Below are 18,240 nucleotides of genomic sequence, written 5' to 3'. Positions count from 1 at the left end.
TTGGTATTAGTTTACCACAAGGATAGCGATTCATCCACAAAAAGTTCCTGTTTTATGCGGAATTTTTCATATACATAGCGTTAAGTCTTACATACAGACTTTACTTTTTCAATTCACGTATTTTTCAAGAAACTTTTGACAACCTTCCAGGCAACTTCTGAAAGAAACTTTTGGCAAAACTTTTTGACCCCCAGAAGTTTCAGAAAAGAACCGTTTCATCCGTAATTAAAACAGTGTGTGCCAAGCGCACACTCACGCCGGAGCGCGGCTGCGTAAACAGCCATATTCCTCTGCGCGAAGTGCACCTCCCGCCAGAGGCTTTTGTGTCATAAGGAACGCAGTTTCCTACTATGACACAAAAAAATGTGCCGCAGATTTTCCTTCTGCAACACATTTTCCGCATTCCTATGACCTATCCGGGAATCGAACCCGGGTTTCCGCCGTGAGAGGGCGGCGTCTTGACCGCTTGACCAATAGGCCGGTATCCATCGAGGCGACAAGATTCGAACTTGCGACCTCTGCGTCCCGAACGCAGCGCTCTACCAAACTGAGCCACGCCTCGACATGGTTTGACAGGTGTCCCTGTCAGAGCTACTGAGGGGACTCGAACCCCTGACCTGCTGATTACGAATCAGCTGCTCTACCGACTGAGCCACAGTAGCTTGCAATTCACTTTCGACACCATCACGTATCGATGACCTATCCGGGAATCGAACCCGGGTTTCCGCCGTGAGAGGGCGGCGTCTTGACCGCTTGACCAATAGGCCGGTATCATCGAGGCGACAAGATTCGAACTTGCGACCTCTGCGTCCCGAACGCAGCGCTCTACCAAACTGAGCCACGCCTCGACACCTCTGGTAGTATATAACAGAACCTGAGAAAAGTCAACTCCTTTTTCAAATATTTTTTATTGTATAAATATTTGCAACAATTTCACGCAATTTCCATCCCATTTCTGTCTGTTCCTACCTATATTAATGAGAAAAGAGAGCACAAAAACTGCCTGCCCAAAAGCAAACTGCCCCGCCGGAAAACGCAGTTCCGGCGGGGGCCTCTCGTTTCCTTATACCTCTACCGCGGAAAATCCCAGATCATCCAGCAGCTCCACCGCCTTGACGCAAACGCCGTCGTCCTCGATGGAAACGGTCTTGGTATCCAGATCCGTCTTGTGGGCAATGCCCTCGCCGTCCAGAGCCTTGTCGATTCTGGCTACGCAGTTTCCGCACATCATTTCTTCGCATTTAAATGTCTTCATATCAATCTTCTCCTTTTCTTTTTACGGCGTTTGGCCGGTTATTTCATCAGTTTCTGAATCGCCCGGCAGAGCTCGTCGATCACTTCCGTATCTCCTTCCTCGACCCGCTCCACCACACAGCTGTGAATGTGATCGGTTAAAAGGATCCGGTTAAAGCTGTTGAGGGCCGCCTGTACCGCTGACACCTGATTTAAAATGTCGATGCAGTACCGCTCCTCCTCCACCATATTTTTGATCCCGCGGATCTGGCCCTCGATCCGGTTCAGCCGGTTTAATAGGGCCTTTTCCTCCTCCGCAGTCCGATGCTTATGCCTGCTGCAGCCGCAGGTTTCCTCACTGTATTTTTCTCCCATGTTCCACCTCTCATCGTTTCTTCCGGCCCCGGCAGGCATCCGGTCCTATAATTTCATCCGGCGCAGGCGAAGGGCGTTGCTCACCACGCAGACGGAGCTCAGCGACATGGCAAAGCCTCCGATCATGGGGCTGAGCAGCGGGCCTCCCAACAGATAGAGAACCCCGGCCGCCACCGGAATGCCCAGGCTGTTGTAGAAAAATGCCCAGAACAGATTCTGCTTGATATTGCGGATGGTAAGGCGGCTTAACTTCACCGCCCGGTACACATCCTCCAGATCCGACTTCATCAGCACGATGTCCCCCGACTCCAGGGCGATGTCGCTGCCGGAGCCGATGGCCGTGCCCACGTCCGCCTGTACCAGGGCCGGGGCATCATTGATGCCGTCTCCTACCATCATAACAGTTTTTCCCTCTGACTGCAACCGGCTGACCACATTTGCCTTATCCTCCGGAAGAACTTCAGCGATCACATTGTCAATGTGGGCCTGTCTTCCGATGTAGGCGGCGGTCTTTTTGTTGTCTCCGGTGAGCATATATACCTGGATTCCCAGGCTTTTCAGGTGGTCCACCGCCCGCACGCTGCTCTCCTTGATGGTGTCTGCCACGCAGATCACCCCTTCCAGCGCTCCGTCCACCACTACAAACATGGGGGTTTTCCCCTCGTCCGCCGCAGTTCCGGCGATTTCCTGCAATTTATCACTCAGGGAAAGGCCCAGCTGTTCCACCAGACGGAAATTTCCGATGCCCACCGGTTTTCCGTCCAGCTCCGTGAGAATGCCGGCTCCCGTGACGCTCTGGAAGGTCTCCGGGCGCGTCAGCTCCATGCCTCTCACCTTCGCCTCCTCCACGATGGCATTTCCCAGGGGGTGCTCCGACAGCTGCTCGCAGCTGGCTGCCAGGCGCAGCAGTTCTTCCTCATTTAAGGAGCCGGCGGCCATCACGTCCGTCACCCTCGGCTTTCCCTCCGTGATGGTTCCCGTCTTATCCAACACCACCGTATCCACCTTGTGGCTGATTTCCAGGGCCTCGCCGCTCTTAATCAGAATTCCGTGGCTGGCTCCCACACCTGTTCCCACCATGATAGCCGTGGGCGTGGCCAGTCCCAGGGCACAGGGGCAGGCAATCACCAGCACAGAGACGAAAATGGTGAGCACAAAGGACATATTCTGACCTCCCACCACGCCCCAGAGCAGGGCCGCCACCAGGGCAATCACCATAACCGTGGGCACGAACACGCCGGCCACCTGATCCGCCAGTTTGGAAATGGGGGCCTTTTTGCCCTGGGCGTCCTCGATCATGCGGATGATTTTTGACAGGGTGGTGTCGTTTCCCGTGTGGGTCACTTCCATTTCCATGGCCCCATTGTAGTTCATGCTGCCGCCGATCAGCTGATCCCCTTCCTGCTTCTCCACCGGGATGCTCTCTCCTGTGAGCATGGATTCGTCCACGCTGCTGTTTCCTCTCACCACCACGCCGTCCAGGGGGATCCGGCTGCCGGGCTTTATGAGAAGGTGCTGTCCAAGCCGCACCGCGGAGGTCTCCACCTCCCGCTCCGCGCCGTTTTCATAGAGAATGGCCGTATCCGGGGCCAGCTCCATCAGCTTGCGGATGGCCTCGGAGGTCTTTCCCTTGCTGCGGCTCTCCATGTATTTTCCCAGCATAACCAGGGTCACTACCACGGCCGCCGACTCGTAGTACAGGCTGTGCACTCTGGAGCCGTCGCCCTGCAGGATCAGCCAGGTCATGCAGAGACTGTAGACAAAGGCGCTGCCTGTGCCGATGGCCACCAGGGAATCCATGTTGGGATTTCCCTTGATCAGAGCCTTGATGCCCACCAGATAAAATTTCCGCCCGCAGATCATCACCGCCACCGTCAGCACCAGCTGGATCAGGGCGAAGTTCACCGGGTTCTCCATAGGGGCTATGATACCCGGTAAGGGCATTCCCATCATATGGCCCATGGAAATGTAGAGAAGGGGAACCGCAAAACAGATGGCGGTGATCACCCGCCGTTTCGTGGCGTTAAGCTGCTCCTCCTGTTTCTCAAAGGCTGCCTCCTCCTGCTTTTTCTTATCTGCCTCCTCCACCACCAGAGAGGCCTTAAATCCGGCCTTATCCACCTTTTCCACGATCATCTGCTCCGTGACCCTGGACTCGTCGTAGGTGATGACCATCTTATTGGTAGTGAGGTTCACATCACTGGACTGGACTCCCTCCAGTTTCCTGGTGACCCGCTCCACCGCGCTGCTGCAGGCGGCGCAGGCCATTCCTTCAATATTATACACCTCTGTTCGCATATCGTACCTCCATATACTCATACCCTCAATGGGTATATTGGAATTATAGAACAGCGGGGAGGAAATGTCAAGAGGGGAACTGAAATTTGCTGGGTGGATTCCTTGGAACAAGAATTCCTCACCTATTTTATCAGAATTTATCCAATATTCTCCAATGTTTTCAGTTATTATAAATCGTAATAATTTGTTAAGAAATTATTAACTTTTTTTTTGCAAACTGTTATATAATAATACTAACCATTCACACTTCTACGCCCGCGGTCCACATTCTCTGGCGGTCGGCCCGCGGTACATCGACATCTGAATTTGAAGGGAGGATAATACATGAAACCATTCCACGCAAAAAGTTTCGTTGCCGGGCTGATCATCGGGACCATGGGGATCACTACGGCGTTCGCGGCGACGGGAATCGCCTCCGCCACTCTGAGCGGCACCCAGATTTCTCTTAACGGGACCTCTCTGTCCCTTGGCAGACCCCTGATTTCCGTTACTATGGAAGGGGAACAGGAGGCCAGCCTCTACGTGCCGGCCACGGAAACCTTTACCAATCTGGGATATGCCGTCAATTATGACAGCGCAAAAAATACCCTCGATTTAATTCCCCACAGCACCATTTCCCACGAGACCGTGGACGGCAGCCTGCCCCAGGAGGGCACCGTAATTTCCCTGGCCAACCACCCGGATCAGAGGAACATCGCCGAATCCGGTTCCTTCCAGGCCGAAGACCATCAGACCTTAACCCTGACCATTACCTCCGATATTAAGGGCGGGTCCGTGGACTTCTTCCTGTTTGATCCAAATGGAAACCAGCAGCATATTACCATCGGCTCCGCCGACATCACAAAGGAGATCCCCCTGGAAAAGGGAATATGGCAGTATAACTGTTCCGGTCTGTTCCAGGACGGAGGGAACATCACCGTTATAGGCACCATCCAATAAGGGAAAACGGTTCCGAAGGTTTTCCCCATACAGGCACTGTATATGACAGGAAACCGGGAAATTCCATCCAGGTTTCCTGTTTTTTGTGCCATAGGAAACTGCGTTCCCTATGGCACAAAAGCCTCCGGCGGGAGGCGCACTCCGCGCAAAGGAAAATGGCTGCTGGCGCAGCCGCGCTCCGGCGCGAGTGTGCGCCAAGCGCACACTTTTTTACTGCAAACGCTGTGGAAAACGGGAGGTCTCATTTCCATATCAAACTTTTTAGCACTCACCTCTTGACAGTGCTAACAAACCGTGTTATAGTACAACCATAACAAAACAGCGAAAGAGACCACGGCGGACCCGTTTCCACCGTCCGCTCATCATAAAAGGAGGATGTTACTTATGTTAATTCCAAGAACAAATTACGGCTTTGATTTCTTTGACGATTTTTTCAATGACAGTTTCTGGAGCGGCTCTCAGCCGGCACAGACGAAGAAGGATACCGGGCTGATGCGCACGGATATTTTAGACGGCGGGGCCTGCTATCTGGTGGACATTGAGCTGCCCGGCTACCGCAAGGACGAGATCCAGGCTGAGTTAAAGGACGGCTACCTCACCATCTCCGCCGTACACAGCGAAGCCGATGACAAGGAAAAAACTTATGTGCGCCGGGAGCGCTACCACGGCTCCATGAGACGGACCTTCTACGTGGGCGAGGCCTTAAGGCAGGAGGACATCAAAGCCGCCTTTGAAAACGGCGTGCTCCGCCTGACGGTGCCGAAGGAGGCGCCGAAACCCATCGAGGAAAAGCCGAAATATATCAACATTGAATAAACTCTCCCCATAAAAGACGGGCCGGCCGCCATTTCCCTCTGGGCGAAGGGCGCCTCCCGCCGGAGGCTTTTATGTCATAGGGGACACCGTTTCCTATGACACAAAACAGGAGCTGCGGCGCCGGGTAGACAACCGGCACAGCAGCTCCTGTTTCGCGTCTTTTTGTTAAATCATTTCTCCGTAATTTTCCGCCGCCTTCATAAACGGCCCCATTTCCATCTCCAGCTCCTCCCGGATGCCTTCCAGGCTGTCCCGCAAGAGCCGCTTGCCCCGCACCAGCACCTCTCCGTCTACCATCACCGTGTCCACGTTGGAGGCGTTGGCGGAGTAGACCAGGGCAGAATAGGGATTGTAGCAGGGGAACATATTCACCGAATCCGTCTCCACGATCACCAGATCCGCCTTCTTTCCTTCCTCGATGGAGCCAAGCTCCCGCTCCATGCCGATGGCCCTGGCGCCGCCCATGGTGCCCATTTTCACAATGTCGCAGGCCGGGAACAGGGTCCGGTCATGATGCTCCGTCTTCTGGAAATTGGCAAAAAGCTTAAAAAGGGTAAACAGATCCAGGGTATTTCCGGAGGAGGCCCCGTCGGTGCCGAATCCGGCGGCGATGCCCAGCTTTTCCATGGCCGGAATGGGAGCCACGCCGCGGCCGCCCTTGGTGTTGGAGCCGATACAGTGAGCCACGCTTACCCCGTGACGGGCAAAGAGCTCCATAGCCTTCTCCTCCATATAAACGCAGTGGGCCGCCAGGGTCCTCCGGTCCAAAATCCCCAGATCCGCCATAACCTCCACCGGGGTCTTCCCGTACTCCGTCCGGAATTTCTCCATCTCGTGCTCCATCTCGCAAACGTGGATGGTGTAGGGCACATCGTACTTCTCCGCCAGCTCAAAGGAGCGTTTTAACATCTCCGGGCTTAAGCTGTATGTAGCGTGGGGGGCCACCACCGGCGTCACCAGCCGGTTTCCCTTCCACTCGTTTATAAACCGCTCCCCGTACTCCAGGCCGCCGTAAGGCTCCGGGCTGTCGCAGGTGGGCTGGCCGATGACCGTCTCCCCTAAAAATCCCCGGATCCCCAGCTCCTCGCAGGCCTTCGCCACCTCGTCCTCAAAGTAATACATATCCACGAAGGTGGTAATGCCCGCCAGCAGCATTTCACAGATTCCATACTTCGCCGCCCGGTACACCAGCGTTCTGGTCATGGCGTCGTTTTCCAGGGGGAACAAAAACCGGCGCAGACGGTCGGCGCAGTCATCCCCCAGGGTGCGGAAAGGCATCATGGACACGTGGCAGTGGGTGTTTACCAGGCCCGGCAGCAGGATTCCGCCGCCGCCGTCAAGAATTCTCACATCCGGCCCTGGATTCCAGCTCTCCGCCTCCTGTCTGCTCCCCACCCTGGCGATCCGGCTGCCGTCCACCAGCACACAGCCGTCCTCGTAAACCTTATTTTCCCCGTTCATTGTGAGCACTCTCACATTTGTGATCATCGTCTTCATTGTGATCTCTCCCTTCTCCTGTTATCGCTGTTTCTATATATCATCTCGCCTGCGGCTCGATGGGCTTCCTCGTCAAGCGCGGATTCGTGCAAGCACGATCCGCTCTTTCCTCGTTATTATACCACAAGGTTCCACCAACGGGAATCCTTTGGCGGGCAGGATCCCCCTCCGCTTTCCCGCCGTTTTTCCCCGATCTCCTATATCAGATTTCCGATCAGCGGCACCACCACCACTGTCATCAGTCCCGCCACGGCAATGGCCAGGCTGGACATGGCTCCTTCTATCTCCCCAAGCTCCAGAGCCTTGGAGGTGCCGATGGCGTGGGCGGCGTTTCCCAGGGCCAGCCCCTTGGCCACCGGTTCCTCCAGATGAAGAAACTGGAACAGCTTTTCCGCCAAAATCACGCCGGACACGCCGGTGATGATAATGCTCACCACCGTCAGCGTCACAATGCCTCCCGCCTCCTCACTGACTCCCATGCCGATGGCAGTGGTGATGGATTTTGGCAGAAGGGTCACGTAATGGACGTGCTCCAGCTTAAACAGCAGACAGAGCACCAGAATGGTAGCCGCGTTGGCCACCACCCCGGCGGCAATGCCGCAGACCACAGCCGCCTTATTCCGCTTTAACAGGGCAAGCTGCTTGTAAAGGGGAATGGCCAGACAGACCGTGGCCGGCGTCAGCAGATAGCTGATGCACTGGGCCCCCTTCATATATTCATCGTAGCTTAAATCCGCCGCCAGCAAAACAGGGATGATGACGGCCGCTGCCACCAGCAGGGGATTGCAGAGGGCAAATCCCGTCTTTTTCTTCAGCCACAGGCCAAAGCTGTAGGCGGCGATGCTGAGCACCGCGCCAAAGTACGCTGAGGATGCCAACGCCTCTCTCATGACCGGTCTCCCCCTTTCCTTCTGATAATCCACTGAGCCACCAGCCCGGTAACGCTCATGACGAGAACAGTGGACACCACCGCGATCACCACAAAGGGCACCAGCACCGCCTTCAATTCCCCAAAGCTCTCCATAATGCCCACACAGGCCGGCAGAAACATAATGGGCATGGCGTCCAGCATCCAGTTTCCCGTGACCTCCAGCATCTCCAGTTTCACCACGCCAATAACCAGGCAGATCAAAAGCAGAAACAGGCCGTACACTCCCGCCGGAACGGGAAAGGGCAAAAGCTGATTCAAGACTTCACCTGCGGCGGACATTCCGAAAATGATCCCCGCTTCCTTGACATATTTCATCTTGCGTATCTCCTCTCAAACAGTCTGATTTTCATTCTACTCTCACGGGAAAGGAATGGTCAAGGCCAAATACACACAAAATACAATCTTCCGTAACCGTTCAGCCATGCAATTCATAATTTGACGGATTCTGTGAAATTGGCTAACGTGAAACGTGATTAGCCGTCAAATGATTCATGTCGGGCGTCCGCCCTATAGAACCATATGGCAAAACACTGCGTGAGAGCTTGCTCACTAAGCAGTGTTTTGCCATATGGTTCTGCATGGCTGAACTGTTACAATCTTCCCGATTTCAGTTGAATTTTACCCGTTCCTGCCCTATAATTTCCTTTATAAGACAGACGGCAAATCCCTGCGGCGGCCAAGGCCCGTCCCGTTTCAGGAAAACGGGGCCGAAACTGTCGGGAACCGGCGGCCGCCGTCCTTTCACCGTCAAACGACACCGCTTAACGGCCAATTCAAGGAGGAAACAGCTATGGCAAACATTTTAAAACGATTTACGGATATTATGTCGGCAAACATCAACGCCCTTTTGGACAAAGCAGAGGATCCCGCGAAAATGGTGGATCAGTACATCCGGGACATTGAGAGCGATTTAGGCAAGGTGAAGGCGGAGACGGCCGCCGTCATGGCTGCGGAGAAAAAGGCCAAACGGGATCTGGACGAGAACACCCAGGAGATGGAGACCATGGCCCGCTACGCGGAAAAGGCCCTTGTGGCTGGAAATGAAGGGGACGCCAGAGTCTTCCTGGAGAAAAAGGCAGCCCTTAACGCCAGCCGGGCGTCCTTAGAGCAGCTTTACGCCACCGCCAGGGAAAACGCCGCCCACATGAAGGAAATGCACGACAAGCTGGAAAAGGATCTGGCCCAGCTGCAGCAGCGAAAAGCCCTCATCCACTCCAAGATGGCCATGGCCCGCACCCAGGAGCGTGTAAACCAGTTAGGTTCCGGAATCCGAAACGCCGGTGAGGCCATGTCCGCCTTCGATAAGATGGAGGAGAAGGCCAACCGGATGCTGGACGAGGCGGAGGCCATGGCAGAGCTTGGCAAAAAAGAGGATACCGCCGAGGATCTGATGCGCAAATACGATGAGCCGGCCGCCGGCAATCCGGAGGTGGAGGATGAGTTAGCCGCCTTAAAAGCCAAGCTGGGACTGTAGTCATGGAAATCTACCACTGCAAAAACTGCGGCAGCGTCATGGAGTTCGACCCGGAAAGCCAGGCCCTCAAATGCCCCAGCTGCGGCTCCCGGGAAACGATTGATCACTTTGCGGAGCGGATTCAGGAACACCCCATGACCCTAGACGCCCGCAGAAAAATACGGGCGGAGGAAAAGACCTCCCACACCATGGAATGCCAGGGCTGCGGAGCCAAAATCGAGGTGGACGCCAACAGCACGGCGGCGGAATGCCCCTACTGCGGCTCTAAATACGTGCTGGCGGAGAAACAGGAAGACACCTTAATTCCCGACGGCGTACTGCCCTTTCAGTTTGACCGGGATATGGCGGACCAACGGTTTGCCGCCTGGGTGAAGGGACAGTTCTGGGCTCCTAGCAAGCTGAAACATCTGTATCAGAAGGGGCTGCTCCAGGGGATTTACCTTCCCTACTGGACCTTCGACGCCCGCACGGACACCCCCTACACCGCCCGCGGAGGCCGGGTGCACACCCAAACCTACCGTGGGCCGAATGGAAAGATGAGAACCAGGACCTACACCACCTGGCATCCCGTGTCCGGGCAGATCCGCCACACCTTTGACGACCTGCTCGTCCCCGCGTCTGGCAAGCTGGATCTGGACCTCTTAGGAGGAATGGATAGTTTCCGCACTGAGGCGTTAGTCTCCTATTCCCCGGAATATTTATCCGGCTACAACGCGGAATGTTTCTCCGTCTCCCTGGAGGTGGCCGCGAACCAGGCCCGCCAGGAAATGACGGAACAGATCCGGGAAATGGCTGAGAGGGAGGTGCTCAGCCGCTACGACCGGATCGACGGACTGTGCATTTCCCCTTCCTTTTCTGGGGAAACCTTTAAATACATCCTGGTGCCGGTGTACAGCACCGCCTACCAGTACCGGGACCGGGTATACCACGTACTGATCAACGGACAAAGCGGCCTCATCGCCGGGGAATACCCCAAGAGCATTTTCAAAATCGCCCTCTGCGTCCTGCTGGTGATCGCGGTGATTCTGCTTATTTTTTATTTCTTACAATGATAGCGAAAGAACGGAGGTTTTACATATGGGCCTGTTTGGAAACCAGTTTGCAAACGTGATCGAGTGGCGGGAATTCCGCGACGATATGCTCTTTTGGAAATGGAGCAACCAGGAGATCAAGAAAGGGAGCCGCCTCATCATCCGGCCGGGACAGGACGCTGTGTTCCTCTATAACGGCGTCGTGGAAGGCATTTTCCGGGACGAGGGAAACTTCGAGGTGGAGTCGGACATCATTCCTTTCCTCTCCACTCTGAAGGGCTTTCAGTTCGGTTTTAACAGCGGCATCCGGGCGGAGGTCCTGTTTATCAACACGAAGGAAATCCTGGTGAAATGGGGGACGAAAAGCCCGGTGCTGATCCCCTATCCCGGCCTTCCGGGAGGAATGCCCATCCGGGCCTTCGGCACCTTCACCTGCCGGGTGGAGGACTACGACGTGCTCATCGATCGGATCGCCGGAATCCGACAGCAGTTTACTGTGGAGGACGTAAAGGAACGGATCCTCTCCTCCTTAAGCCAGCTGCTGATGAAATGGATCTCCGCCAAGGGCCAGGATATGTTCAACCTGCAGCGAAACGCCGGGGAGATCGGCGCCGGACTGCGGGAGGACTTAGACATGGAGATGCGCTCCATCGGAATCGCCATCCCCACCTTCACCATCTCCAGCTTTAACTACCCGGAGGAGGTTCAGAAAATGGCGGAAAAGGCCGCTGCCCAGAGCATGATCGGGGATGTGGGACGCTTTCAGCAGGTGGCCTTCGGACAGTCCCTCACGGAAAGCGGCGGTTCCGCCGCCCAGATGGCTGGGATGGCCGCCGGTCTGGCCATGGGGCAGCAGATGGTGGCCGGAGCCGCGGGACAGGTTCCCGGCGGGCAGGCCATGGCAGTGTCCGGAACGCCCGGAACAGGGCCTCTGGGACAGACTCCCGGCGTCCAGGCCGGGGCAGCTCCCGAAACCGGCTCCGCGCCGGGCACTGGGCCCTTCCTTCTGCCCCCCAACTTCTGCCCCAACTGCGGAGCCAAAACAAACGGCATGAAGTTCTGCGGAAACTGCGGCTACAAGCTTGTGTAAACTCACCGGATGACATCGTTCAGACCATCGCGTAAGGAGGAATGAAACTTGGAAATCATCACTGCCACCGCCCTGTCTTCTCAGCAAAAGGAACTGGTTCAGGAGCTTTTCCGGGCCTGCCGGGAATTTGAGGGGATGACCCTCACCTTTCCGGCGGAGGACGGGGACTTTTTCGTGCTCTGTATGGAAAACGGCACTCTGGCCAGCGCTCTGGCCCTCTACTACCTGGAGCCCCACCTTTACGAGTGCACCGCGGCCACCCTCCCGGATATGCGGAAACAGGGATATTTTTCCAAAGCCCTGGCCCAGGCGGAGCTGCACTTCCCCAATTCCGACTTTTCCTTCGTCACCGATGGCCGCTGCCCGGCGTCCGCTTTCGTGCTAAAAAAGCTGAACGCCCGGTTCTGGTACAACGAGCATATGATGACTCTGGAGCTGTCCCAGTGGCAGCCCCCCGTCTGCGCCCTGCCCCCCTCCTTTTCCATGACCGTGGACGAAAGCGGCAAATTCACCGCCTTCGCCCAGGACCGGGAGATCGGCGTCTGTTTCATCACTCCCTTAGGCGGCGGCGTATATTTCTACGGCATGGAGATCAGGGCCCCCTTCCGGGGCAAGGGCTACGGGAAGGCCTTTTTCCTCCAGGTACTCAAATCCCTCCAGGAAAACACCTCCACCGTCACCCTCCAGGTCTCCGGAAACAATACCGTGGCCTTAAATCTCTACAAGAAAACAGGGTTCCGGATTACGGAAACCCTGTCCTATTATCTCTACTAAATAACTAAAAATTATCTGGCCCACTGGCCGTCATAAAATATGGAAAAAGACCGGCAGTCCCCACGGCATCTTCCCGCCGCAGGCCTGCCGGCCTTCCATATTTATCTTTTTTGTATCAGTCCCGTCTTACCTGAATCCCCTGAGCCTCGATCTGTTGCCGGATCTCCAGCATCCGCTTGTCCGTCTGGGCGATCACATCGGCGCACTGCTTGAGCTCCTCGCCGATTTCCGACGCGTTATCCATAGACTTTTTGTACTTCAGCTGATGGTCCAGGCTGGCCCAGAAATCCATGGCGATGGTGCGGATCTGCACCTCCACCCGCATGGGTTTCTTCATATCCGAAAAGAATACGGGGATTTCCACGATCATGTGGTAGCTGCGGTAGCCGTTGGGCTTTGGATTCTTGATATAATCCTTTACCGCGAGCACACGGATGTCGTCCTGGCGCACCAGCATATCCGCCACCGCGTAAATATCATCCAGAAACGAGCAGATAATCCGAATCCCCGCCACGTCGTCCAGATTGTTGACCATGGACTCCAGGGAAACCTCCAGTCCTTTTCTCTGCAGCTTTTCCACAATGCTGGCGGGCTTTTTCACCCTGGATTTTATCATCTCAATGGGGTTTCTGGAATTTCTCACCGACAGCTCGTCGTTTAAGACCTCCAGTTTCGTCTTTACCTCGCGGATGGCGCAGGTATACATCATCATAGCCTCCTGGAACTGGCGGGCCATACTTAAAAATTCTTCCGGCACCTGCGCCAGATCCGGAACCCTGACGACCGACTGCTCCAGCTCACTGTTGGGGGTCAAACTGACATTCATTTCCTTTCACACCTTTTAAATCGTCTCTACAGCCTTCGCCGCATCATCCAGATACGGCATCTCCAGGTACTCTACCTGTCCGGCGTCCACAGCCTTCGCGATCTCCGGGTTGATGGGGAGCTTTGCCAGCACCGGAATGCCGTACTCCTTCGCAACCTCCTCGATATGGCTCTCGCCAAACAGGCTGATCTTCTTTCCGCAGTCCGGGCACTCCACGTAGCTCATGTTCTCCACTACGCCCAGGATCGGAATGTTCATCTTCTTTGCCATGTTCACGGCCTTGGCCACGATCATGGACACCAGCTCCTGGGGAGAGGTGACGATCACAATGCCGTTCACCGGCAGAGACTGGAACACCGTCAGAGGCACGTCCCCCGTTCCCGGAGGCATATCCACGAACATATAGTCCACGTTCTCCCACAGGGTTTCCTGCCAGAACTGTTTCACCGCCCCAGCGATCACCGGCCCTCTCCAGATCACCGGATCCGTCTCGCTGTCCAGAAGAAGGTTGGCGCTCATCACCTCAATGCCCGTAGCCGTGGTGGCCGGGATCATCAGGTTCCCGTTTGCCATGCCCACGCCGTCATTTCCCAGGCCAAAGGCCGTGGGGATGGACGGGCCGGTGATGTCCGCGTCCAGAATCGCCGTCTTGTATCCTTTATTTCTCATTTTCACTGCCAGCATGGAGGTGACAAGGGATTTTCCCACGCCGCCCTTTCCGCTGACGATGCCAATTACCTTATTTACAGAGCTTGCATCGTTGAGCGGTGCAATAAAACTGGTCTGCTCCGCCGTGCGGCTGCTGCAGCTCTCTCCGCAGCTGGAGCAGTTTCCTGAACAACTGGTGCTCATGATAATGTCCTCCTTTTTCTAAACCCTTCTTGTACGAATGTGCTTTCTGATCTCGCGGAACACCCCCGCTCTCTCCATAAACTCCCACGCCCCGTAAAACAGCAGGGAATTTAAAGGCCACTGGGCCAGATTTTTCCCGGCTCTGGTGAGAAACACCGGCCAGAACGCCGCCTGGGCCTTGGTGGTAGTCATATGCCACCACAGCGTGCCGAAACATACGTTACAGATGAGAGCCACCACAAACTGGGCTGCAAGCACCCGGCGCAGGGTGATCTTCTGTCTGTAATAAAAGTAGCCGTAGAGCACGGCCGCCAGCATGGCGTTGAAGGTATAGCCTGGAAAAAAAGCCCCTGTGGGCTTTATCGCAAATTTGAGAAGATCCATGGCCCCCGCGAACAGCATTCCTGCCCCCGGTCCAAACAGATAATAAACAAACTGCTGGACAATGGTGGAAAAACCGATTTTTAAAAAATCTCCGATCTGGATGGTGAAATAGCCCATCACCACCGACATTCCTCCAAAGAGGGCGATCATCGCCAGGCTGCGGACGTCCTTTAATTCGTCCATGGATGTTCTGAACAAAGTTGCCATTTTTGTCATAAAAAATTACCTCCTTTGCAGATTCATCGCATACTACAAGTGGAGATAATTTTTCTCCGATGCAGCGGGATGCGGCGTACGCACCGCAAGAAAACCTTTTCGTCCGACCGTCAACTCCCTGTACGTCCGGCACTTAACGCGCATACACCTACTCTGCTTCCATTATGAAATTGTTTACTGTGAAAGCCCCGGATGGCGGCGATATAGAGGGGCGCGCTCGCACGTTCAGATATATCGGCATCAGACGGGCAAGACGGTATGAGAAAGGAGGGCGATAGCCCGGATTTCGAATACCGCCGGCAGATGGCGGGAACGCCGTAGGCGTGGAGCCATCTGGCTTTCATGATTCGTGATGACCGCGTCAGCGGTCATGTCCGTTTACTGTGAAAGCCCCGGATGGCGGCGATATAGATGGGCGTGCTCGCACGCACAGATATATCGGCATCAGACCATCTGGCTTTCATGATTCGCGATGGCCGCGTCAGCGGTCATCGCCGTTTTGTTTCTGAGACTCTTTTGTAAGCTTTCAGACCTCGCCAAGCCCTCTCTCGATGGCTCCTGCCACGTCCTTAAGCGCTGCCTCCTCATCCTCTCCGTCGCAGATGACAGTCACTTCCGTGCCCTGCTTAATGCCCGCGGCCATTACGTTTAACACGCTCTTTGCCACGACCTTCTTCTCTCCGCATTCAATGATGATGCTGCACTGATATTTCATCGCCGTCTGGGACAGCACACCAGCCGGCCTCAAATGAAGGCCCGATGGGTTTGTCACAGTCACTACCTTTGATACCATGCCCCTTCTCCCCTTTTCTTATTTACTCTGATGATATAAAAAACGCGTGCTGGAGCGCATACCCACGCCGGAATGCGGCCACACCAGCAGCCTTTTTCCTCCGCCCGGAATCTGCCTCCGCCGGAGAATACTCTGAAAGCCTCGTATTTCAAATACCGCCGGCAGATGGCGGAAACCATCTGGCTTTCATGATTTGAGACGGCCGCGTTAGCGGTCATATCCGTTTTGTATCACCGTGAACATCGTTTCCTATGATATAAAACACATGGCCGCGCACACCTAAGCCGGAGCGCGGCTGCGCCAGCGCTCTCTTTCTCCCCGCGGAGTACGCCTCCGTCAGATACTTTTATACCACAGAAAACAACACTTCATATGATATAAAAATTTTATTACAAATGCCCTGGGGTGTCAAGCATATCTCGGGAATAGACGCAGCCGCAGTAATTCTGACGGTACAGGCCATACTCCTTTGACAGCTCCACCGAGCGCTGGTAACCGCCCTTTTTCTTAAAATCGGAGGGCAGATAGGCTACTTTGTACTCCGCCGCCACCGCCTCGCCGATCTCGTTGAGCTTTTCCGCGTTCTTTAAAGGGCTGATGGAAAGAGTGGTGGTGAAGTAGTCGTAACCGCCCTTCGCCGCCGCTTTCGCCGCCTCCCGAAGGCGCAGCTCATAGCAGCGGAAACACCGCTCTCCCCCTTCCTTATCCTTCTCATGGCCCTTCGCCGCTGCGAAAAAACGCTGCGGCTCATAGGTGCCCGCCAGAAACTTCACCGGGTGCAGATGGGGCTGATCCCGGATGAGCCGTTCCTGCTCCTCCACCCGTTTCTCATACTCCTCCGGCGGATAAATGTTGGGATTATAGTAAAACAGAGTGATGGAAAAATACTGGGAGAGGTACTCCAGCACATAGCTACTGCAGGGCGCGCAGCAGCTGTGCAGAAACAGGCTGGGCACCTGCCCCTTCGCCCCGGCGTCCTCGATTATAGTCTCCAGCTCTCTCTGATAGTTTCTCCTGTTCATCCTGTCCTCCTGTCAAATGTACGTCTGCCGCGTACATCCGTACGGAAACGCGGCTCCCGGCTGCCATTTCCCCTATCTTTCCCCGTCATAGGAAAAGTGTGCGCTTGGGGCGCACACTTTCTACCACACCTACGGCCAGGCCCTTTCCCATGCCAAAGCGGGGACAGAGCCTGACCGGCCAAACCTTTACAGGAAATCCCGGATCCGTTTGCTGCGGACGGGATTGCGCAGTTTCCGCAGGGCTTTCGCCTCGATCTGACGGATACGCTCACGGGTTACATTAAACTCCTTGCCGACCTCCTCCAGGGTTCTGGGGTGGCCGTCCTCCAAGCCGAACCGAAGCACGATTACCTGGCGCTCCCTCTCCTTCAAATCTCCCAGAAGGGCGTCAATGTGCTCCCTTAACATCACGGACTCCACGTTCCCCTCCGGGGTCACCACATTAGAATCCGCCACGAAATCACCCAGGTTGGAATCGTCCTCCTCACCGATGGGCGTCTCCAAGGATGCAGGCTCTCTGGCGATCTGCATAATCTCCATCACCTTGTCCTCGCTCATCTCCAGAGCCTCCGCCAGCTCTGTCACAGACGGCTCATACCCCAGCTCCAGAGTCAGCTTTCTCTGCATCTTTGACATCTTATTAATCGTTTCCACCATATGCACCGGTACGCGGATGGTCCGCGCCTGATCCGCCAGCGCTCTGGTCACAGACTGCCGGATCCACCAGGTAGCATATGTACTCAGCTTATATCCCTTGGTGTAATCAAATTTTTCCACGCCTTTGATAAGGCCTAAGTTCCCCTCCTGCACCAAATCCAGGAAACTCATCCCGCGGCCGGTGTACCGTTTCGCGATACTGACTACCAGCCTCAGATTCGCCTCGATCAAACGCTCCTTCGCATACTCATCGCCCTCTGCTTTTCTCTTTGCCAGATTTAATTCTTCATCTGCTGACAGCAGCGGTACAGTCCCAATTTCCTTCAAATACATCCGGACCGGGTCTTCTGTCCCTATTCCTTCCAGCAAATCAATGGCATCCAGGTCGATGTCCTCCTCGTTCTCGGAGTCCTTCATGAAACTGTCGTCCACATCATCGTCGAGCAGCAACACATCCTCCGCCAGACTGGCATCGTCCATGACAGGAACCACATCAATATTGTGTTCCTCCAGGTACGCATAAATATGGTCCATCTGCTCCGCGCTCAGTTCATCCCCCAGGAAACAGTCGTTAATCTCCCCAATATCGAGAGTATTCCCCTTCGCCTTTCCCTGGTTTACAAGTTTCTGAAGTTTTTCCAAAAAAGCTGCCGGTTCTTTTCCCACTGAATAACGTCCTTTCAAAAAAGAAATCTACACATCATACAATTATATAACATTATTTTGCAGATTTCAACACATTTTTCCCTGCAATGAGCAGGGAAGTCCGGAATCAGCACCCACGCCCCGGAGAGCTCGCTCTCCAGGGCGTGGGTGCTGATTCCGGGCTTTGCGGCGAATGCCGCAAAGCGAGAAGGAGCGAAGCGGATTCGAGCTGACCTGCGGACCCGGCCGTCTCTCAGGCGAGACAGCGCAGCGCATCGAGCCGTCCCTCCAGGCGAGACAGCGCCAGCGCATCGAGCCGTCCCTCCAGGCGAGACAGCGCCAGCGCATCGAGCCGTCCCTCCAGGCGAGACAGCGCCAGCGCATCGA

General features: G+C 55.2%; 19 protein-coding genes, 5 tRNA genes and 1 riboswitch. Of the genes, 7 read left to right on the top strand and 17 right to left on the bottom strand.

All coding sequences use genetic code 11. The features are described 5' to 3' along the window. Nucleotides 1-408: 408 nt before the first annotated feature. The 8 genes from B5E84_RS19295 to B5E84_RS19260 form a co-directional block, all read right to left on the bottom strand. A tRNA-Glu gene (locus tag B5E84_RS19295) sits at nucleotides 409-480 on the bottom strand. Nucleotides 481-488: 8 nt separating this feature from the next. After that, nucleotides 489-562: transfer RNA gene (locus B5E84_RS19290), tRNA-Pro, on the bottom strand. 27 nt (nucleotides 563-589) lie between these two features. Then, a tRNA-Thr gene (locus B5E84_RS19285) sits at nucleotides 590-662 on the bottom strand. Nucleotides 663-695: 33 nt separating this feature from the next. Beyond that, nucleotides 696-767 (bottom strand) — tRNA-Glu (locus B5E84_RS19280). Between the two features lie 7 nt (nucleotides 768-774). Beyond that, nucleotides 775-848, bottom strand: a tRNA-Pro gene (locus B5E84_RS19275). Between the two features lie 215 nt (nucleotides 849-1,063). Continuing rightward, nucleotides 1,064-1,255 (bottom strand): heavy-metal-associated domain-containing protein, encoded by a 192-nt coding sequence (locus tag B5E84_RS19270; RefSeq protein WP_087226326.1) that lies wholly within the window; start codon nucleotides 1,253-1,255, stop codon nucleotides 1,064-1,066. A gap of 38 nt (nucleotides 1,256-1,293) precedes the next feature. Further along, nucleotides 1,294-1,608, bottom strand: a complete 315-nt coding sequence (locus B5E84_RS19265; protein WP_087226323.1) for a metal-sensing transcriptional repressor — start codon at nucleotides 1,606-1,608, stop codon at nucleotides 1,294-1,296. A 45-nt stretch (nucleotides 1,609-1,653) separates the two neighbouring features. Next, the gene (locus tag B5E84_RS19260; protein WP_087226320.1) at nucleotides 1,654-3,906 is read right to left on the bottom strand and encodes a heavy metal translocating P-type ATPase; all 2,253 of its coding nucleotides are present in this window, start codon (nucleotides 3,904-3,906) and stop codon (nucleotides 1,654-1,656) included. 324 nt (nucleotides 3,907-4,230) lie between these two features. On the opposite strand from B5E84_RS19260, the gene B5E84_RS19255 reads away from it, so the two are divergent. Continuing rightward, the gene (locus tag B5E84_RS19255) at nucleotides 4,231-4,845 is read left to right on the top strand and encodes a hypothetical protein (RefSeq protein ID WP_087226317.1); all 615 of its coding nucleotides are present in this window, start codon (nucleotides 4,231-4,233) and stop codon (nucleotides 4,843-4,845) included. A gap of 384 nt (nucleotides 4,846-5,229) precedes the next feature. Then, nucleotides 5,230-5,661, top strand: a complete 432-nt coding sequence (locus B5E84_RS19250) for an Hsp20/alpha crystallin family protein (RefSeq protein ID WP_087226314.1) — start codon at nucleotides 5,230-5,232, stop codon at nucleotides 5,659-5,661. Between the two features lie 165 nt (nucleotides 5,662-5,826). Here the strand turns inward: B5E84_RS19250 and B5E84_RS19245 are convergent, their stop codons facing one another. The 3 genes from B5E84_RS19245 to B5E84_RS19235 all read right to left on the bottom strand — a co-directional run bounded on the left by B5E84_RS19245 (nucleotide 5,827) and on the right by B5E84_RS19235 (nucleotide 8,404). Further along, nucleotides 5,827-7,158, bottom strand: a complete 1,332-nt coding sequence (locus tag B5E84_RS19245) for an amidohydrolase (RefSeq protein WP_087226311.1) — start codon at nucleotides 7,156-7,158, stop codon at nucleotides 5,827-5,829. A 197-nt stretch (nucleotides 7,159-7,355) separates the two neighbouring features. Then, the gene (locus B5E84_RS19240) at nucleotides 7,356-8,048 is read right to left on the bottom strand and encodes an LrgB family protein (protein ID WP_087226308.1); all 693 of its coding nucleotides are present in this window, start codon (nucleotides 8,046-8,048) and stop codon (nucleotides 7,356-7,358) included. Beyond that, the gene (locus B5E84_RS19235) at nucleotides 8,045-8,404 is read right to left on the bottom strand and encodes a CidA/LrgA family protein (protein WP_087226305.1); all 360 of its coding nucleotides are present in this window, start codon (nucleotides 8,402-8,404) and stop codon (nucleotides 8,045-8,047) included. Before B5E84_RS19235 ends, B5E84_RS19240 begins: the two co-directional genes overlap by 4 nt. 475 nt (nucleotides 8,405-8,879) lie before the next feature. Here B5E84_RS19235 and B5E84_RS19230 point away from each other — a divergent pair, with 475 nt between their 5' ends. Genes B5E84_RS19230 through B5E84_RS19215 form a run of 4 tightly spaced genes read left to right on the top strand, consistent with a single transcriptional unit; the run spans nucleotide 8,880 to nucleotide 12,458 of the window. Continuing rightward, the gene (locus B5E84_RS19230) at nucleotides 8,880-9,563 is read left to right on the top strand and encodes a PspA/IM30 family protein (RefSeq protein WP_087226302.1); all 684 of its coding nucleotides are present in this window, start codon (nucleotides 8,880-8,882) and stop codon (nucleotides 9,561-9,563) included. Nucleotides 9,564-9,565: 2 nt separating this feature from the next. Further along, on the top strand, nucleotides 9,566-10,615 hold the full coding sequence (locus B5E84_RS19225; RefSeq protein WP_087226299.1) for a TFIIB-type zinc ribbon-containing protein: 1,050 nt from the start codon (nucleotides 9,566-9,568) through the stop codon (nucleotides 10,613-10,615). Between the two features lie 25 nt (nucleotides 10,616-10,640). Next, the gene (locus B5E84_RS19220; protein WP_087226296.1) at nucleotides 10,641-11,684 is read left to right on the top strand and encodes an SPFH domain-containing protein; all 1,044 of its coding nucleotides are present in this window, start codon (nucleotides 10,641-10,643) and stop codon (nucleotides 11,682-11,684) included. 48 nt (nucleotides 11,685-11,732) lie between these two features. Next, a complete protein-coding gene (locus B5E84_RS19215) occupies nucleotides 11,733-12,458 on the top strand; it encodes a GNAT family N-acetyltransferase (protein WP_143469282.1) in 726 nt (241 codons plus the stop codon). A gap of 115 nt (nucleotides 12,459-12,573) precedes the next feature. Here B5E84_RS19215 and B5E84_RS19210 read toward each other — a convergent pair whose 3' ends face one another. The 6 genes from B5E84_RS19210 to rpoD form a co-directional block, all read right to left on the bottom strand. After that, the gene (locus tag B5E84_RS19210; protein WP_087226293.1) at nucleotides 12,574-13,284 is read right to left on the bottom strand and encodes a GTP pyrophosphokinase; all 711 of its coding nucleotides are present in this window, start codon (nucleotides 13,282-13,284) and stop codon (nucleotides 12,574-12,576) included. 15 nt (nucleotides 13,285-13,299) lie between these two features. Beyond that, the gene (locus B5E84_RS19205) at nucleotides 13,300-14,136 is read right to left on the bottom strand and encodes an Mrp/NBP35 family ATP-binding protein (RefSeq protein ID WP_087226290.1); all 837 of its coding nucleotides are present in this window, start codon (nucleotides 14,134-14,136) and stop codon (nucleotides 13,300-13,302) included. An 18-nt stretch (nucleotides 14,137-14,154) separates the two neighbouring features. After that, nucleotides 14,155-14,736, bottom strand: coding sequence for a folate family ECF transporter S component (locus tag B5E84_RS19200; protein WP_087226287.1), 582 nt, complete (start codon nucleotides 14,734-14,736; stop codon nucleotides 14,155-14,157). 60 nt (nucleotides 14,737-14,796) lie between these two features. Continuing rightward, nucleotides 14,797-14,894: riboswitch (THF riboswitch) on the bottom strand. Nucleotides 14,895-15,262: 368 nt separating this feature from the next. Then, entirely contained in the window at nucleotides 15,263-15,529 is a 267-nt protein-coding gene (locus tag B5E84_RS19195; RefSeq protein WP_087226284.1) for an HPr family phosphocarrier protein, read from the bottom strand. A gap of 389 nt (nucleotides 15,530-15,918) precedes the next feature. Then, entirely contained in the window at nucleotides 15,919-16,551 is a 633-nt protein-coding gene (locus B5E84_RS19185) for an epoxyqueuosine reductase QueH (protein WP_087226278.1), read from the bottom strand. Between the two features lie 186 nt (nucleotides 16,552-16,737). Then, nucleotides 16,738-17,874, bottom strand: a complete 1,137-nt coding sequence (gene rpoD / locus B5E84_RS19180) for an RNA polymerase sigma factor RpoD (protein WP_143469281.1) — start codon at nucleotides 17,872-17,874, stop codon at nucleotides 16,738-16,740. A gap of 172 nt (nucleotides 17,875-18,046) precedes the next feature. Between rpoD and B5E84_RS20465 the strand changes: the two genes are divergently transcribed. Then, the coding region (locus B5E84_RS20465) for a hypothetical protein (RefSeq protein ID WP_143469280.1) at nucleotides 18,047-18,240 on the top strand (194 nt) is incomplete at its 3' end.

The organism is Lachnoclostridium sp. An14, from assembly GCF_002160755.1.
Classification (GTDB): Bacteria; Bacillota; Clostridia; order Lachnospirales; family Lachnospiraceae; genus Lachnoclostridium_A.
This window is presented reverse-complemented; position numbering and strand designations above follow the sequence as displayed.

Excerpts from the sequence above, each read along its gene's own strand:
- B5E84_RS19225 (WP_087226299.1), top strand. The coding sequence starts at position 9,566 with ATGGAAATCTACCACTGCAAAAACTGCGGCAGCGTCATGGAGTTCGAC.
- B5E84_RS19240 (WP_087226308.1), bottom strand. The coding sequence starts at position 8,048 with ATGAGAGAGGCGTTGGCATCCTCAGCGTACTTTGGCGCGGTGCTCAGC.
- B5E84_RS19205 (WP_087226290.1), bottom strand. The coding sequence starts at position 14,136 with ATGAGCACCAGTTGTTCAGGAAACTGCTCCAGCTGCGGAGAGAGCTGC.
- B5E84_RS19255 (WP_087226317.1), top strand. The coding sequence starts at position 4,231 with ATGAAACCATTCCACGCAAAAAGTTTCGTTGCCGGGCTGATCATCGGG.
- B5E84_RS19195 (WP_087226284.1), bottom strand. The coding sequence starts at position 15,529 with ATGGTATCAAAGGTAGTGACTGTGACAAACCCATCGGGCCTTCATTTG.
- B5E84_RS19200 (WP_087226287.1), bottom strand. The coding sequence starts at position 14,736 with ATGACAAAAATGGCAACTTTGTTCAGAACATCCATGGACGAATTAAAG.
- B5E84_RS19270 (WP_087226326.1), bottom strand. The coding sequence starts at position 1,255 with ATGAAGACATTTAAATGCGAAGAAATGATGTGCGGAAACTGCGTAGCC.
- B5E84_RS19185 (WP_087226278.1), bottom strand. The coding sequence starts at position 16,551 with ATGAACAGGAGAAACTATCAGAGAGAGCTGGAGACTATAATCGAGGAC.
- B5E84_RS19210 (WP_087226293.1), bottom strand. The coding sequence starts at position 13,284 with ATGAATGTCAGTTTGACCCCCAACAGTGAGCTGGAGCAGTCGGTCGTC.
- B5E84_RS19265 (WP_087226323.1), bottom strand. The coding sequence starts at position 1,608 with ATGGGAGAAAAATACAGTGAGGAAACCTGCGGCTGCAGCAGGCATAAG.
- B5E84_RS19245 (WP_087226311.1), bottom strand. The coding sequence starts at position 7,158 with ATGAAGACGATGATCACAAATGTGAGAGTGCTCACAATGAACGGGGAA.
- B5E84_RS19250 (WP_087226314.1), top strand. The coding sequence starts at position 5,230 with ATGTTAATTCCAAGAACAAATTACGGCTTTGATTTCTTTGACGATTTT.
- B5E84_RS19220 (WP_087226296.1), top strand. The coding sequence starts at position 10,641 with ATGGGCCTGTTTGGAAACCAGTTTGCAAACGTGATCGAGTGGCGGGAA.
- B5E84_RS19260 (WP_087226320.1), bottom strand. The coding sequence starts at position 3,906 with ATGCGAACAGAGGTGTATAATATTGAAGGAATGGCCTGCGCCGCCTGC.
- B5E84_RS19235 (WP_087226305.1), bottom strand. The coding sequence starts at position 8,404 with ATGAAATATGTCAAGGAAGCGGGGATCATTTTCGGAATGTCCGCCGCA.
- B5E84_RS19230 (WP_087226302.1), top strand. The coding sequence starts at position 8,880 with ATGGCAAACATTTTAAAACGATTTACGGATATTATGTCGGCAAACATC.